At 51.0% G+C, this 17,244-nt stretch carries 13 protein-coding genes; 1 reads left to right on the plus strand and 12 read right to left on the minus strand.

Annotated elements, in window-relative coordinates:
• From F4Y64_00290 to F4Y64_00330, 9 genes are all read right to left on the minus strand, one after another.
• Entirely contained in the window at positions 1-465 is a 465-nt protein-coding gene (locus F4Y64_00290) for a RidA family protein (protein ID MXX96048.1), read from the minus strand.
• Positions 458-1,543: a peptidase gene (locus tag F4Y64_00295; GenBank protein ID MXX96049.1), complete on the minus strand. Its 1,086-nt coding sequence runs from the start codon at positions 1,541-1,543 to the stop codon at positions 458-460. Before F4Y64_00295 ends, F4Y64_00290 begins: the two co-directional genes overlap by 8 nt.
• Before the next feature lie 11 nt (positions 1,544-1,554).
• A complete protein-coding gene (locus F4Y64_00300; protein MXX96050.1) occupies positions 1,555-2,442 on the minus strand; it encodes a DUF4249 family protein in 888 nt (295 codons plus the stop codon).
• 2 nt (positions 2,443-2,444) lie between these two features.
• Positions 2,445-4,700 (minus strand): TonB-dependent receptor plug domain-containing protein, encoded by a 2,256-nt coding sequence (locus F4Y64_00305; protein ID MXX96051.1) that lies wholly within the window; start codon positions 4,698-4,700, stop codon positions 2,445-2,447.
• A gap of 174 nt (positions 4,701-4,874) precedes the next feature.
• Entirely contained in the window at positions 4,875-6,797 is a 1,923-nt protein-coding gene (locus F4Y64_00310; GenBank protein ID MXX96052.1) for an auracyanin family protein, read from the minus strand.
• A gap of 7 nt (positions 6,798-6,804) precedes the next feature.
• Positions 6,805-8,628 carry a DUF1080 domain-containing protein gene (locus F4Y64_00315; protein ID MXX96053.1) on the minus strand — a complete coding sequence of 608 codons (1,824 nt, stop codon included), beginning with the start codon at positions 8,626-8,628 and terminating at the stop codon, positions 6,805-6,807.
• Positions 8,629-9,058: 430 nt separating this feature from the next.
• A complete protein-coding gene (locus F4Y64_00320) occupies positions 9,059-9,361 on the minus strand; it encodes a hypothetical protein (protein MXX96054.1) in 303 nt (100 codons plus the stop codon).
• The gene (locus F4Y64_00325) at positions 9,358-10,998 is read right to left on the minus strand and encodes a Na+:solute symporter (GenBank protein MXX96055.1); all 1,641 of its coding nucleotides are present in this window, start codon (positions 10,996-10,998) and stop codon (positions 9,358-9,360) included. Before F4Y64_00325 ends, F4Y64_00320 begins: the two co-directional genes overlap by 4 nt.
• Before the next feature lie 47 nt (positions 10,999-11,045).
• Positions 11,046-12,212 carry an N-acylglucosamine 2-epimerase gene (locus F4Y64_00330; GenBank protein ID MXX96056.1) on the minus strand — a complete coding sequence of 389 codons (1,167 nt, stop codon included), beginning with the start codon at positions 12,210-12,212 and terminating at the stop codon, positions 11,046-11,048.
• A 77-nt stretch (positions 12,213-12,289) separates the two neighbouring features.
• Between F4Y64_00330 and F4Y64_00335 the strand changes: the two genes are divergently transcribed.
• A complete protein-coding gene (locus F4Y64_00335; GenBank protein MXX96057.1) occupies positions 12,290-13,219 on the plus strand; it encodes a sugar phosphate isomerase/epimerase in 930 nt (309 codons plus the stop codon).
• Positions 13,220-13,582: 363 nt separating this feature from the next.
• Here the strand turns inward: F4Y64_00335 and F4Y64_00340 are convergent, their stop codons facing one another.
• From F4Y64_00340 to F4Y64_00350, 3 genes are all read right to left on the minus strand, one after another.
• Positions 13,583-13,795, minus strand: a complete 213-nt coding sequence (locus F4Y64_00340; GenBank protein ID MXX96058.1) for a cold-shock protein — start codon at positions 13,793-13,795, stop codon at positions 13,583-13,585.
• 178 nt (positions 13,796-13,973) lie between these two features.
• Positions 13,974-14,978, minus strand: coding sequence for a DUF4249 family protein (locus tag F4Y64_00345; protein MXX96059.1), 1,005 nt, complete (start codon positions 14,976-14,978; stop codon positions 13,974-13,976).
• The gene (locus tag F4Y64_00350) at positions 14,978-17,224 is read right to left on the minus strand and encodes a TonB-dependent receptor (protein MXX96060.1); all 2,247 of its coding nucleotides are present in this window, start codon (positions 17,222-17,224) and stop codon (positions 14,978-14,980) included. Before F4Y64_00350 ends, F4Y64_00345 begins: the two co-directional genes overlap by 1 nt.
• Positions 17,225-17,244 lie beyond the last annotated feature (20 nt).

Consider the following 17,244-nt stretch of genomic DNA (forward strand, 5'->3'; position numbering starts at 1 on the left):
CTATGAGCGAATCTCCAAAATGAGCTCAGTTTCTACTGCGCTCCCTAGTGGTAGCTGGGCTACCCCCACGGCGGAGCGAGCACCGATTCCCAAGTCGCCGAATACATCTTTGAGAAGTTGAGATGCCCCGTTAATGACCAGGTGCTGATCCGTGAAGTGAGGATCGGAATTGACATAGCCGGTCAGTCGAAGAACACGAAGGATACGCTCAAGAGAGCCCCCCTCCTGGTGGAACATCCGGAGATTATTGGCCACGCAGAGTGCGGCGGCCTCTTGTGCAGTCGGAAGATCTACGTCGGATGGGACCTTTCCTGCGTATTTCAGGTGTCCCTGAGTTACTGGTACTGCCCCTGAAACGTAGGCAATTGAGCCAATTAAAGTTACCGGCGTGTAGAGTCCTCCAGGACTCGGCACATCGTCAATCGGGTAGCCAAGTGATTCCAGGCGTTCGATGGGGTTAGTCATGGTTTTGAGGTAAAGAACGATGAAAAAAATCAAGCCAATTATCATAGAAGATATTATTTACATCGACGGGGGAATAGCCGCGTGCAGAAAGCAGGCCAGAAACGAGCTGAAGGTTTGAGTATCGATCCAATCCGGTAGGTGTCTGATTTGTGCCAAATCCCCCATCCAGGTCACTGCCAATCGCAATGTGTTTGGTGTCTCCTGCCAGATCACAGATATGGTCAATATGATCTATCGCTGCATTAAGGTTTACAACAGAACGATCCGTCTCTCCCCTTATCCAGTCAGGGTACAGCATCCACGCATCAAATGCGATCCCGATGACGGCATCCCGGTCAATCAGGTCACGGATCTGTTGATCGGAAAGTTGCCGCTGCCCGGGGACGAGGGTACGGCAATTATGATGACTGGCCAATAATGGCCCGTGATAGCATTCCATGGCATCGGACATACTTTCATCACTTAAATGAGTTATGTCCAGGATAATGCCAAGGGATTCAAACTCCCGCAAGAGGTCACGTCCCTTGGGCGTTAATCCTCCATCGGCATCTGTACCAGCAGCATATTGTCCTTTGCCGTAATGAGTTAACCCTGCTGCGCGAACTCCTAGGTCATACCAGCGATGAAGATCTTCTATATCCAGGATGGGGTCACATCCCTCGAAGCTGACAATCAGCCCCAAGGCCTCGGGGTGATCCCAATGGTTTTTTAGATCGCTGGCCGTTCGGATGATCCATGCCTGTTTCGAGCGCTCCAGCCACCTGTAGTATGCAAGCTGCCCGTGAGCATGTGCATGGGCAATGGGAGGATGGGCATAATCCAGATCCCTCCTGAGTACATTCGGTGGGGCGTTGGTGGGTCCGCTTCGTGCCAGTAGAGTAGCTACACAAACACGCAGGCTCGCGGCCGCAAGCTCTTCCAGTGAAATCGCACAGTGTCCACGGAAAGGACCATCCCCATAGCGTGCATCGGAATCACATAAATCGCTCAGAGGAAGTGTGAGATCCCGATTAAAAGAGAGGGCATTCCATGCCAGGTCCAAATGCGCATCAAAAAGAGGAATGGACGATTCAGTCATTTTTTCCTCCATCATGGAACATGAAATCCTGCGCGTCGGATCAGCGCAAGTGGAGGTCGGAATGAGGTGGATTCCGTATAGCCACTCCCAAAGTATCCAAACCCATTGACCACATTGGAAAATGATCCCGGTTCTACCAGAAAATTCTCATCAAAGAAGCCTACGGGCGAGATCCATTGACTGTCCCCTACATGGACTGTGACGTTAATTCCCCGGAGGTCAATGATAGCGGGGGAGACGCTATCATCCCGGTCAAATAATTGATAGATATCCAGGTAATCTTCCCGAAGATCAATGTTTAAGATAAATCCACCCACCTCGGGCGTTGCCAGGCCTGCGTAATTGAAAATCACCGGCCTGAAGATTGGGTTACTCCCGTCCTCATCAAATCCGACCAGAACATACTCAACATCTATGCGGGGAAGCGTGGGAGGGGAGCCCTCAATGAACAGTGGCATGATTGCCTGACCGGGCCTCAGGGTATCCGGTTCCAGAACCGTGAGATTCACCGGGGGCGGGACAGTGGTAATGGCTTCGGTTTCCGCTCCATCGGAGCGTGTGACTTTTAAGTGGTACGTCTCTCCCATAGATGCCTTGAATTCCGACCAGTAGACGTGTCGGTAATCGCCATCCTCAAGTTGAACCACAGAATCGCGCCATGTATACACTTCTCCACTTTGAATCTGTGTGGTTGTCACATTTGCATCGATCGGGTCTGGGCGTACGAGTGCAATATTTTGTTTGATCTCAAAGATTCTCACAGCATGTGTATCGGCTTTCGGGTTGATGATTCCGAAGACAGAGAATGGGTATTCAAGCTGTAGGCGTGTTTCGACGGTTTCCGAACAGGCCGAAAAAAGCAAAAAGGTGATTCCCACGAAGGCCAGATACTTGTACATGGTCAGTCGAGGTCAATTTTGAGGCCGGCAATCGGTACAATAGGTAACTGGTAGTTACGGGCGGCTGTAAAGAGATCCAGAGCAAAGAGATTGCGTCGGTTATAGGCGTTAATCACTCCGACCTGTGCGGTGAGCATGAACGCATCAAAGGTAAATTCACGCTCAATGGACAGATCTAATCGGTGATACGTGGGAAGTAGACCACGGAAAGGGCGGCCATAGATGACGCGCTGATTGTCGGGTGCTGTAAAAAGATCCTTGACGCGGTCAAGTAGAAGGAATCCATCAAATCCATACACATGATTAAAGGGTCGGCCACTACCAAAATTCCATCGTGCACTGAGGTCATAGTTTGCAATCCGAGTGGTTGCAACGACGTTCAGTTGATGCCGCCGGTCATGAGGGGGCCGAAAATCAAGATCTTCAGTGCCGAACCATAATTCAACTGAAGGCTGCTTTGAGGTGTAGCGTACGCTGGAAAGGCCATAGTTGATATATCCGTAGATTTTTTGGCGGCGGATTTCGGCTCGCATCTCGACTCCCATTGCCCGCCCATCAGCTCGCTGTAGGAGGGAGGTGAATCGGGGGAATGCAGTCCATTCGGCAATAAATAGATCTTGCAACTGTTTGTAATAGGTTTCCACCGACAATTCAAGCCATGGGTAGGGGCTGGTTCGGTAACCGGCAAGTGCATGAATTGACCGGGACAGATCTTCGACAGGTGCACTGCGCCAAGAGGTAAAGATATTGGTGGCGTCTCGCCGGTCGCTCAATCCAAAAATTTCCTGATGATACCAGCCGGCCCCCAGACTCACCTCATGCTCTCTGTGTTGCCAGATCGCCCGAAAACGGGCCTCCAGGTTACTGCGCCCAGCCAGTTGTCCCGGGAATAATTCTGCGATTGCAGTCAAGCGGGCTCTGAGCTTGGAGGTGATATAGAAATCCGGCTCAAGATAAATCCCGGTCTTATGGCGCCGACTCATACCAACGTCCAAGTCCTGAAACAGTCCACCCAGGTGTGCCGTGACCTGCGGGGAACGCCAATAGAGTCCCCACTTCCATTGGGTCCTTTCGTAGAAGCTGTTCATATGGACGGCATATTGGAATCCAGAGATTCTGGACCAGCGAACCGGGTCTTTGGTCGGCCCTTGATTGGTCTTCAGGAATGAGTAGGAAAGTTGGATTTCTGCAACGAAAGGGAGTGCTCTAGGGAGAACGACATAGCGCATACCGACTGCTGCATTGTGCCAGCTCACTTCTTCGAGAATTCGATCTTCAGCTTCGAGCCCAATCGTTCCCCGATCATTCGTGTAAATTCCGCTGATCGAAAGTTGGCTGTTGGAACCGACTTGCCCATGCACTTTCAGGAATGCATCCCCGAATGTGTAAGGCATATCCTGAGCAACGTAGTGTTGGGCAATTTGCTTGACAACCGATTGTCGTGCTGAAGCCAGAAAAGAAAGTTTGTTGTAAATCAGCGGCCCTTCGATTTGGGCAGAGCTGACGAAAGGAGCGATGGAAGCGGCACCAGTGTAGTTGCGCTTATCTCCATTGCGAGATTTGATGTCAATTACCGATGAGATGCGTCCAGTGAACGGAGCTCCGTATCCGGCTGTATGGATGTCGGCCCGGTGAATGATGTCAGAGGGGAAGGCTGAGTAGAATCCGAGGATGTGATAAGGTTGATACACTTGCATCCCATCAATCAGTGTCATATTGTGGGAGGGTTCACCTCCTCGAATATAGTACTGACCGCCCCGGTCCCCTAGTGTGACCACTCCAGGAAGTGTAGTCAGGAAACTGGCCAGATCTCCAGACACATCGGGTGTCGGGAGCAAATCCATATCCCTGGGGCTGATCGTTTGGAGTCCAGCGGTTACCTGGGCAGCTCCGGTCTCGACCTCGGCCTCCACAACCATCTCTTCCAGTACTCCTGGTGTGGACTGCAAAGCGACATTGAGGTTGAGTCTTTGTCCTGCCCGGAATACAAGCGTGTCTGACCATGCAATGTAACCGACAAACGAAAACCGAAGTACATACGTGCCAGGTGCAATTCGTGTAAGGTTATAGATACCGTCACTATCGGTCACGCCGCCGCGCAATCCTCCAGTATCACTCTCCAGAACCACACTTACACCTGCAAGAGCCTCCAGATCGTCTGCATCAGTCACAAACCCCCGAATGCTTGCAGTTTGTCCGAAGGTGGCATTGGTCCACATGGACAATAAAATCAATAGTAGCAGGCGTTGACTCTTCACGGTTTGCGAACCAAGGGGCTATGGATGAGAGCAAAGGAAAGATAATGGACATAGAGTTAGCCAGAACGCTTTTGGGTAGAGATAGGGTCATTTAGCCAAAGTGGAAGAACCGTTCCGCAGAGGCTGTTCCCTAACGCGCCCGCTACCCACCGAGAGAAGGACAAGCTTCAGGTGTTAGTTGGCCACAACTTGAATTATCCCACGCATCGTCGTTGCATGGCCTGGGAAGGTGCAGACGAACGAGTATTGCCCAGCCTCATCTGGAACGCGAAATATGATCGTCTCAGATATTCCCGGCTCAAGTAGACCAGTATGTGCAATTACGGCATCCGAGTTGGGGACATATTGCATTTCGTGCCCTCTGAGGCCCAGTTGCATGGCAGCCATTACGACCTCATCAGTCGCGTCACTCTCAACCACCACCAAGTTGTGCAACATATCGTCATCATTATTGAACGTCAGCGCAATCGTACTTCCCGCAGGAACGGTAAATTCGGTCTGGCTGAATTGCAAGTTTGGCAGTGTGCCCACGGAGAGACGCACGTTCGGCTCACTTTCAGATGGCTGGGCGCCACTGAGGTCAGGTTGTGCAGTGTCTGTGGTTTGGTCGGGCTCTATTTGCAGTGATGCTCCCTCGGGGAGCCGATTCATCGTATAGAATGCGGTAGAATGTAGGAGAGGATCCCCATTCCCTGAATGAAGGCCTTCGGCGTTAATCGAGTAGATATATCCCTCACGTAAACCATCCAGAACTAGGCGAATTTCCAAGCGATCTTCTGACACGAGAGCTGCTTTTACCTGATGCGTCGTAATGTTAATCGGAGGACTTCCATAATTTGAATGATACTTGTAGGTAAAGCTCTCGACAGAATAGTTGTCCAAAATGGCCGCCGAGGGTCCATCCGCAGGCTTGGTCAGAGTAATCAAAAATCCATCTGGCATGGCGCGGACACTGTGCATTTCGAATGGAATCTTCCCAGTCCATACGAGTCGTTCGAGCGCATAGGGTTCTTTGCCAGTAGCCCCCCAGCCACGGCTGGTTTGCCCGACCATCATTCCCCCTTCTGGATCCCAGGCCATACGCAATACTCCAGACGCAAATCCTTCCCGAAAGGGGATCGCAGCGCCCTGGTATATTCCCTGGACTTTTTCCAAAAATACTCTTGTGATTTTACTGTGTCCTTGGTCACCCACAAATAACTGTCCGGCAAAGGGGCCAAACTTTCCGTCGGTCGTATCCGGGACAATATCCGATGTAGATATGCCCAGAATCGTGTGTGGAAACCACACCGCTGGTGGCTTGAATGCATCAATTTCTTTGGCAACCTCGAAGAGAGGCTGGCCGGTATCAGGGATCTCGTCAGGCTTCAGGGATAAAGGAGAGTCCTCTTCACTAGTCCAGCGCAGTCCAGCCGGATTTCCCACAAAGTCTCCCATCTCGACATGTGTGATATATCCTGACCCCACCCAGTCGCCCTGATTCTCTGCATAGAACAGGTCCCCGGCCACATTCATCCCCATGCCCGCTGGAGATCGCATCCCCGTTGCAATCGGAGTCATCTCCCCATTCGGGTCAATTGAGAGTGTCCATCCGCGCCATTTGGATTGGCTGGCACCATATCCAATCCATCCCAGGTTGAGCATAACGACCATGGAGCCATCTTTTTGGATGAGCGGGCCATAGGAGTATTCATGATAGTTGCCTTCCAGAGGCCATGAATACACGGTTTCATACTGATCGGCAACTGCGTCGCCATTTGCGTCAACCAGTCTGGTCAATTCGCTTCTCTGCGAAGTGTAAAAGGAACCGTCGTGCCATGCCAGCCCGAGAGGCTCATGTAGACCATATGCAAAGCGTTGGTAGTGGGGGGAGGACGTACCTGCCATAACAGGATTATCAATCAACCACACCTCACCCCGTCGCGTTGCGACACCGAGACGCCCGTCCGGCGTGAAGGACATTCCCCCGACTTCAAGCATAATATCTTGGGGAATGGGGACACGGACCATGCGATAATAGTCTGATTCCTGCGGCACCTGTGCCACACAGGGCAGCGAAATGATCAGTGACAGAACAACTCGAAAAAGGTTTTTCATGAAGACACTACCACTCGATAACATAGTTGACAGATGCAGGCGCGCCAGACTGGTCTTGTTGTAATGGAATCATGAGCACTTGACCATTTTGCGATGGTTGGATTGATGCATCCGAATCTGTTTCAACATACCAGGTAAACCCGTCAATCGCATAACGGCGATCGTTGATTGCATCAATCTGGTCGCTGACTGCGATGCGCACCCAGATTGGTTCGTTTTTGTCACCTATGAGAATCAGCGTACGTGACAGTCCTGATGCATCGTCTTTCGGTTGGATATGATCCTCCAGAACGGCGTTCCCGAGTGAGTAGATGAATACGGGGTGGGGTGTCAGTCGATACCCGGTAAATTTAAGCTTTGTGTCCTCGGTAGTATTAATTGCGGAATGTCCCGAGAATGTCAGAAGGCTTCCAAGGGGAAGGATCGTCTGATCATGTCCTCGATTATGCCACATCGGTGCTGCATCTACAAAAGGGCCACGCCATGCATGCAACAGGGAAGCGGTAGACAGATCCAGACTGTAATGGATACCGTTGGGGTTGCCAATAGCCATTGAATGGGTGTGTTTGATTCCGCGATGGACGATGAATCCACGCAGCGGCATAGGCTCATTGCCGACCGTGATCGGAATCCGTTCAGCGGCAGGCGCTCCCTGGAGCGGCTGGAGAAGCGGAGATGTCCGGGTAGAAGGTCCTTCAACGCTGAGAGAGACCTGGGGAGGCCCCCAGCCGATTGCCTTGAAATATCCAAAACTGAATGGGTGCATTCCTTCGTTCAGGAAGACATCTCCGTACACGGAAGGTTGATTCCGATCATGTTTCAGAACTTCCTGGTCTGCAATCTGCAATAATGCACCGCCAATTGAATGACTCGACCAGTGCGGATCACCAGATATCCAGTCTAGTGTAGCATCAAAGCGATACGTGCCACTTACAGGGATATGAATGGTGCCTTCGTAGCGAAGTGCAATTGGATCGGCAGAGATTACCGTGTGCTCTTGCAGGTCACGGATGTTTCCCGTGGCCGTGGCTGTTCCCGTGGAATTCCAAATCACTTCCTCCGAAGGGTCATCAGTATATTCGAAGTAAGTCATATTACTCACGGAAACAGGCGCCCCTCCGCTCATGCGGTAGCGAATATTGCGAAATGCAACAGGTCCGTGATCTCCCTGGATCATAAGAGGTCCAACAGGAGATTCGTCCTGAAAACCAGCGGCGCGAGTTGGCCCAGAAACAGTTACACTTTCCTGGATGATGCTACCATTCAGGATGACTTGCACAAAGCGGGCGGGCCGGATTTTGTTGCCATTTTCATCAAAGTCGGGTGCATCAAACACAATGCGGAGGGATTGCCACAGGCCCGGTGCACGGCTGGCATTGATGCGTGGTGGACGCCCTTCAAATCCCCGTCCCTCATCTTCATTCCATCTCTGATAGATCCCACCGACATCCCCGAATGTGACATGAGGGCGCTTCCAGCTGTCCAATAGTTGGACTTCGTAGCGCCCCTGGAGATAAATACCGGAGTTGGATCCTGGCGGCATCATGAATTCAAGTTCAAGTTCGATATCTCCATGTGTCCACTTGGTGAAGAGGTTCTCTCGAGCACATTCGGTAGGTTGATTTACGAGGATTCCCTTCCCTGGTGTAGTGGACAAACTGTGGTGGAGAGCAAGATCACTGTAGACACTGCCGGCTAGCATCCAGTTTTCTGCTGGTTTATCGAATGCAGAGAGAGACTCCAGGGATAAGGTCTGCAGCGGTAAGCCGTTTTGAGCACTCGCTACAGAACTAACGGTTAGCAGTGCAATGAAGAAAAATAAAGATCGCATAGGGGGTAGTTCTCAATAATATCGCACCGTGGTTCGCAGGTAATCCGGCATCATATGGCGAGGGTTTCTGAAATGCTTCTGCAAATCACTTGATCAAGTCGTAGGAGAGATCCATCTGTGTGCAATCCGCAAACTGCTTCATATTGATATGAAGCTCCCTGGTGAAGGGAGTGGAGGACGGAAACCAGACGGACCAACGATTGCCTCAACCACATTACTCTTTTGCAGTGAAATGCCGGTAGAGGAGCCAGGTGGATAGAAAGGCAATGAGAAAAATAGTCGCAGGTACTACAACACCCCATAGAAAATTAAACTCTTCCATCGCTCTCACTTTGATTGTGTTTGCGCCAGGCACGGTAGGCCAGTATAAGCCCCAGAAAAGATGCCGCGTATGCGATCGTCATACCAATGACTGTAGCTAATGCTTGGTTCATGATGCTTTCTCGTCAACTGATTTCCATCGAACTTTCGCTTCCAACTCTTGCAAATAGCCCTGCTGCTTTGTTTCGTACTCTTTGGAAATAGCCTTGAGCTTTGGATCGATCACAAGATGCAGAATCACAGTCATTACAATCCCAATGGCCAGCATAATATACCCAGACATCTGCAGCAGGATTGACAATGCTGCACCGATCGTAACCAGTACATAGCACAAAGGGGAGAGAACAATGGCGATCCAGTCCTCTTTGGTCCATTCATCGGCTTCATTGGCCGACCATTTTCGACGAATCATGAGCTATCGGGGTAACTGTCGGCGGGGCGGCTGGCTTCTTCAGCACCAGGAGCCGTTTCACCGTTGGTCATAATCAGGCCGCGGCGTATCGCCTCCTCTCGCACGGGCGCCCACCAACCAATGGGACGCGACATCACGTAGTAATGGACGAGGTGATCCATGGGTTCGGACTTTGTAAGAAGGGTCACCGGAAAATATACCATTGCACCGAGAATCATCAGAATCCAGAACTGCTGATAATCCAATAGATGTGGGATCAGGTTCAATTCCGGTAATATCCATACAACCAGCCAACTGAATCCCAGATTCGCGATCCAGGATGACAGGTATCCCCAGGCATTAAAGCGCCACCATACGACCTGCAGAATGTTTGGCAGCCAGATCCCAGCCGCCATGATCCATAGTGCAAAAATGAGCCAGGAGGTGATGTCCTCCATGATCAGACCATAGAAGAAAGATCCGAGCAGCAGGATTCCAGTGGATATTCTGCCTACCTGGACGAGACGTTGTTCGCTTGCTTTGGGATTGACGTAATGTTGATAGAGATCACGTGTAGCATAGAGAGCACCAAGGTTGAGGTGCGATGAGATTGTAGATAGGTGGATTGCCAGGATGGCTGCAAAGAAGAATCCGAGCATCCCTGCGGGCAGGTAGTCAAATCCGAGGCGGAACCAGCCCATCTCATATTCGCTCTGTTCTGTGATTCCTGGAAAGAGGACGAAAAAGGCCAGAATGGCAACCGCCCATACGGAATTTCGGACCAGGCCGAGGATGGTGCCCCACCATATACTGTAGCTTGCGTCCCGCACGGTTTTCGCGGATTGAATGCGTTGTGCTTCCACATACCAGTCTATGGTTGTTCCCATGCCAAAGCCGCCCAGGAAAGCGATAAGCATCATGGTAATAAACCAGGCAATCGGGAAATCTCCAGACCACCACCCTGTAAAAGCAAACGGATTGATACGGTCTAATTCTCCAAGGACTTCCAGCTTCTCGAGAATACCATTTGGGCCGCCTGCGACATGGATTCCCCATACAGAGACGATAATGATGACCAGGAATGCAATGATCCCTTGTTGGAAGTCCGCCATGACGACTCCCCAATATCCAGATGCCAGAACGTAGATGGCACAAACCAGTGAGAATACGATCAGCCCAATCCAGGTCGGCCATGCAAACAGGTATTCGCATACACGCCCCATGGCAATTCCAACCCAGCCCAGGACGAACATATTCATAAAAAACTGCCATCCGGCCATCCAGCCGCGCAGGAGTTCACTGCCGAGGCCTGTGAATCGTACCACATTCCATTCTGCCTGCGTATAGGCCAGCGAGCGGCGGAATATTCGAGTCGATACAAATGCGCTGATGGCAGCCCAGCCGCAAAAAAACGTATACCAGATGCCTGCCATCCCATTCTTGTAGATCACTCCCGTGATCCACATGGGTGTATCTGTAGCAGTGTGCGTCGCATATACGCTACTGGCCGGTAGCCACCAGGGTAGGCCCCGTCCAGCCAGAAAAAAATCAGACTCTGAGCGCTTGCCTAATCGATAGAACAGGATGCCACTGCCGACCATCAAGAGCAGAAACAGCCCGACCCAGAGCCAGTCCAGAAACGTAAAAGTGACGGTCATAAATAATCGCTGATCACAGAGCGCCTATAAGAATAAGAAAATCAGCGTTAATCCGAGTTCGTCGGCCATTGCTGGAGGAGTTGCCAACAAAGCCATAGTGTGCGTGGCACATGGAAGCAGCCTTTATACGGTCCCCCCTTAAAGCGGTGAGTAACTTGGCCTTTCCGATCACAGTACCCATACCATTCACCATATTTCGAATCGATAAAGTGATCGGAGATGTAGTCGTCAATCTTCCGAAAGGACGCGAGATCACTGGGATCGCCCGTATGCGCATAATTGAGCAGGTGTGCGTAGAGGGCTTCGGAATGCGGCCACCAGAGTTTCATAGACCATTCCAGCTGAACCGGACTGAATCCTCCTGCATCCACAAAGTAGTAGAGTCCTCCGTACTGCTCATCCCATCCAAAAGCCTGGGCATTCTGGATCATATTTCGGGAGAGTTCAATCATACTTGATTCTTGAACCTTCGTGGCGATGTGTTGGAGAAACCACCCTGCCTCAATCACATGTCCGGGATTCATCAGGCGCCCTTCGGGGCCGTCCAGGCGGCTGCCATCTGGAGCTACAAATTCGAATATTTGACGATCATGCACATGCAGTCGGATGCGTTTGAAGCAGTCATCGATTTCGGAGGAACAGTCCGCATCAACCATGACTTCATCAATCAGGTTGAGCAGCATCATAGGTACTGCAAGCATTTGGGCGGGTTTTGCACCTGAAAGGGCAGGGCGGCCAACCTTGGACCAGTCGTAGGCCCAATCCCAAACCTGCTCCACCATGAGCGCCGCTTCTTTGATGTATGCGGTATGGTCAATCGCACGACCATACTCTGACAAAGCCATCGCGTAGAAGCATTCTGTAAATATTTTGCGCTGTTGATAAATGGGTCGACCGTCACGGGCGAGCGAAAAATATACCCGTCCATCTGGTCGCAGGGCATGGTTGATCAAAAAGTTCATGCCACTTTCAGCGTTGGACAGCCAGGATTGACGTGCTTCGACGAGGCGGTACAACTTACTGAACATCCAGACTTGCCGTGCCTGCAACCAGATATGCTTCGTAGTATCGTAGATACTGCCGTCCCGATCCAGGTTATTGAAGTGCCCTCCGTAGACTGGATCAGGGGAATGCTTCTCCCAAAACGGAAGCACGCGCTCAAACAGTTCCTGTTCGTAGGATAGCCGTAGGTCCTCTCTTTCTTGCTTAGTCATGAGTCGGAATATGAAATGATCAATCTATTTCCTAATTTAGTGATCTCAACTGGCGAAACCATACTTTTGAATGAATCATGACGAACCGGCGCAAATTTTTACAAACTGCGGCAATCGCCGCGACAGGACTGACTGCGGTTCCCGTAACGGCCTCCAATTCTGTTAGACCCAGGCGGCCAAATCCAATCGGGGTATCTACGTACTCGTTTTGGCGATTTAGTGGTCCGAAGGAGGACTATCCAATTGAGACATGCATTGATCAGGCAGCGGCCATGGGGTTTGACGGGATAGAGTTGCTTCACATTCAGATGGCCTCTGAGGAGCCAGATTATTTACAGGGATTGAAGCGCCGAGCTTTTGTCAATGGTCTGGACCTGATGGGATTTTCCACGCACCAGGGCTTTGTGTCTCCAGATGCAGACGAGCGTCAGCATAACATTAACGAAACGATTCGGCAGATTGAGATCTGCTATGAGCTTGGAATCCCGACTATGCGCCTCAATACCGGCAGGTGGGGGACATCAGAATCCTTTACTGCACTGATGAATAATCGTGGAATTGAACCAGCGTTGGAAGGGTATACCGATGAAGATGCATTTGGCTGGGTCATTGATGCCATCGAGCGATTGATTCCAAAAGCCCGACAGTGCGGAGTGCTCCTTGGGTTGGAAAATCACTGGGGCCTCGGGCGCACCCCCGAAGGAGTTCTCAGGATCGTTGAAGCGGTCGACTCTCAGTGGTTGAAAGTCACGCTGGATACGGGGAATTTCTTGGAAGACCCGTATGATAAACTGGAGATGCTGGCACCACATACCGTTTTGATGCAAGCCAAGACGTATTACGGTGGCGGAACGTGGTATACATTGGACTTGGACTATCAGCGCATTGCGGAAATCATGCGTCAGCACAATTATGCCGGGTATGTCTCGTTGGAATTTGAAGGGAAGGAGAGTGAGCAAACTGCAATTCCCAAGAGTTTGGAGCTTCTCCGAAACGCATTCAGCTGAGTTTGGGCACTCTGCTCTCGTGCGGTCATCCACACAGACTCTGATTTTTCGGGCAAGCAATACGTACCGAAATCAGCAACCACTGCAGAATGGTCAACCAGTGAGTGTTCTGCCAATGGGATCAATATCACGGTGGCGAAACTCGACCCACGTATCCCCTCCGGGCCCACAGAATGGATCGGGAGATACTCCTTAAACAACCACGGGGTGGTAGCAATCACTGCTACCACACGGAACTGGTATCCACTCGCGCTCAACAACCTTCCTGGCGCGCGGGAATATTGTGGTAGCAATCGCTGCTACCACACGAAGCTGGTATTCCCTTGTTTGCACGGATGCATGACAAGGGGAAGGAGCGAATCCCTAGATAGGATTCACATTTTGTGCCTGGAAACCCTTGTCTCCTTGGGTCACATCAAATTCTACCCGCTGGCCTTCATCCAAGGACTTATAGCCGTCCTTGTTGACTTCCGAGTAGTGAACGAATACATCTTTTTCACCACTATCTCGCTGAATAAAGCCGTAGCCCTTTTCAGCATTGAACCATTTCACAGTGCCTTGTTCTCGATCTTGCATTAACGCAGTGTCTTTCGACGTTTGATAAGTTGAAATTAACAGACATTTGAGCCATTCATTTTAGACTCAAACAGGGGGTTATACGAAGTTTGACCAAAAGGATGCAGTAAAAAAACGAAATTGTGTGTGGATGATGAAAATATTGCGTGAATAATTGAAGAATTTGGTTGCCGTTAATTCAACTGCCTTGTTCCAAGCAGGGCTCGGGAGGTAACTGGCACTCGGGGATGTTTTGCGGACTGAGTGGACATGGACCTGCAGTACGATAACCAATATTGCGCAGGATCACCTCCGTCGGGATCCAGGCAGTTGTGACCGTATAGCCTCCTCCAAAGAACCCATATCCGTTCTCTACATTGGAAAACGTGCCAGGCTCGATCAAAAGATCCGGATCAAAAGAATCATTAGGAGGAGCCCACTGCTCATCAGCCGCCAAGAACCGGAAATAAATTCGGCGGAGCGCAATGTGGTCACGAGAGAGGCAATTGATCTCAAACTGCTCCTGGACAATGTCAAAATCTTCACGCAGATTGATCTCATATCGCCATCCATCATCAAGAGGCTCCTCCTTCCCTGAATACGGTATCTCCACGGGTAAGCGCACGGCAGGCGGGGTGGTTGATCCGGGTGGCCATGGATTTGCAGGGGGTAAAGTAATCGCATCGTAGGTCACCGCTACATCCACCAGGTTGGGAGGTTTTCCATGAATGTGAACGGGAACGATCACGCGATTGCGTTCGTCGGTAAGCTCCACCTCAACGGGGGGTGGGATTGTCACTTCTGCGCTGGATTCTGCTCCATCGGAGCGCCGAACAGAGAGACGGTAACGATTTTCATATTCGGCTCTGAATTCAGCTTCGAATAGATATCCCCCAAGACTGTCTCTGGGCATACCGCAGCAGGCGTCCTCAATATGGACCCAAGTATATACCTCTCCTGTGGTCAGATTGTTAGAGGTCACCGTTGCATCAATTGGTCCAGCGTGATCCGGATCAACTAACAGTTGGTCTCTGATCGGAAATACTCGCACTCGCTGGATTTTCGCATGGGCATCCAGATAGCCCCAAATGGTGAACGGGCGGTCTTCACCAATAATGGGATCGATTGACTGATCACAGCTGCTCAAGGCAGTTGCTAAAATGAGCAGGATTGCACCGGTGTAAAGGGAATGAATGCGGGACATCAAAATTCAAACTTTATGCCAGCGGTTGGAATGATGGGTAACTGGTTATTTCGCTCGGCGGTAAAGACGTCAAGCGAAAATAGGTTACTCTTGTTGTATACGTTGATCACCCCGACCTGGGCTGTGACGAACGAATCATCACGATACTGGAATACGCGATCAATGGATAGATCCAGACGGTGATAACTTGGCAATAGGCCTTCGTAGGGGCGATCGTAAATAACCCTAGCCGCACCAAGATCACCAGCTACGTCTACAGGTCCGTCCATGAGAATAAAGCCGTCAAATCCGCGAATCTGGCTGTACGGCAGCCCGCTGCCGAAATTCCAACGGGCACTGAAATCAAACTTTTTCCAGGTGAAGCTCAGAAGTGCATTGATTTGATGTCGGCGGTCGTGTGGTGGCCGGTACCGAACCTCATTTGAGCCAAACCAGACAGGAAGTGTCTCTTGCATCGCGTTGTATTCAACAGAAGAAAGACCATAATTGACAAAGCCGTAGAAATTCGTCTTTCGCAACTCCATCCTCAAGTCGATGCCCATTGCACGCCCAGAAGCCTCCTGCAGGCGCGTAGTAAACCGGGGAAATGCCGTCCATTCGGAGACGAAAAGACTAGAGAAATTCTTGTAGAATAACTCTGCAGATACATTGACTCCCGGGCGCAGTGATGTGCTGTATCCAATCAGGCCATGGATAGAGTTCGGAAGACTCCCCGTTGGAGACCCGGTCCATGCTGTAAACACATTCGTTGCATCCCGGCGATCATTCAGTCCGACCATTTCCTGACGATAGAATCCGCCCGCGATGCTGAACTGATGGGGGCCCAGCTCATAAAGGACGCGTATGCGTGGCTCAAAATGGAATCCTTGATCCCCCAGAAATTCTGCAATTAATCCCAGACGCCCCTTCAGGTTTGGCGTAAAACTGATTTCCGGTTCAAAGTAGGCACCGGTTGATAGAATTCTGTCACTGGTGAAATCCAGATTCTGAAATAACCCATCTAGACTCGCGTCCAGTCTTGGGGCACGCAGATAGAATCCCCAGTCTACATTCGTACGCTGGCCGTAATTGGTCAGGTTGACGGTGAGGTTAAATCCCTCAATGGCACTGGAGCGATCCGGTTCATCCTTGGGTCCCCGCTCCATGTTCAGGATAGATACCGAAAAGAGGACTTCCCCTAACATTGGCAGGTTAGGAGGTACCACCAGCCAGCGGGCACCGTATGCCGTGTTGTTCCAGCGGATTTCATCACTGTTCTCGTTCGCGGTATCAAGTGTACCACGGTCATATGTATGAATGGCGCTGACAGAAGCTTGGTGGCTGTCACTGATGGTCCAGTGGACTTTCCCGAAGAAATCTCCGAAGGTGTACGGGACTGGTTGATTGATGTAACCCGATGCAACCCGCTCGATGGTTGAGGCTCGACCGGAAAGCAAATAGGACATACGTCCACGCTTGACGGGTCCCTCCAGAATCCCCATGCTGACAAAGGGAGCAAAGGAAAAGGTTCTGCGTGATTCCTGTAGGTTGCCGTTACGCGTATGTACGTCGATGACGGATGACATGCGCCCGGAATACTTACTACTAAATGCTCCAGCGTGAATATCCGCATTGCGGAGGATGTCAGACGAAAAGGCTGAATAAAATCCAAGTATGTGGAAGGGCTGATAGATATACATGCCATCCAGGAGGGCGAGGTTATGGGATGGCTCTCCTCCACGGATAAATACTTGACCTCCTCGGTCTCCAATAGAAACGACTCCCGGCATTGCGGAGAGATAGGAAACAAGGTCCCCGGAGACATCTGGAGTGGGGACCAGATCAACGTCGGCTGGCCGGACAGTTTGCACACCGGCCGCCACCATTGCACCTCCTTCGCGCTCCCCTTCCACGACTACTGCATCCAGTTCAACCCCTGGGCGGAGTGAAATGGAAAGTCGTTCAGTCCGGTCTTCAGTCAGGTCAAGTGTATCCGCAAATGTTTCGTACCCAATGAAGGACGCTTGCAGGAACCAGCGCCCTGGTTGTAATCGGACGACAATGAAGAATCCATCATCGTCTGTGCTGCCTCCCCGTAGATTTCCCGTAGCATCTCGAAGTGCAATATTCACACCCTGAAGTGCCTGTCCATCAGATGCATCCGTCACAAATCCACGAACAGAAGCAGTTTGTGCGCTTACCTGTGGGACGCAAAAGAGGAAGAAGGCACTCCATAAGAATACCCTGTAGCGCAGTAGTATATTCATCGGCACGATCTCTGCCCCGA

Source organism: Rhodothermaceae bacterium (genome assembly GCA_009838195.1).
In the GTDB taxonomy this organism is placed as follows: domain Bacteria; phylum Bacteroidota; class Rhodothermia; order Rhodothermales; family Bin80; genus Bin80.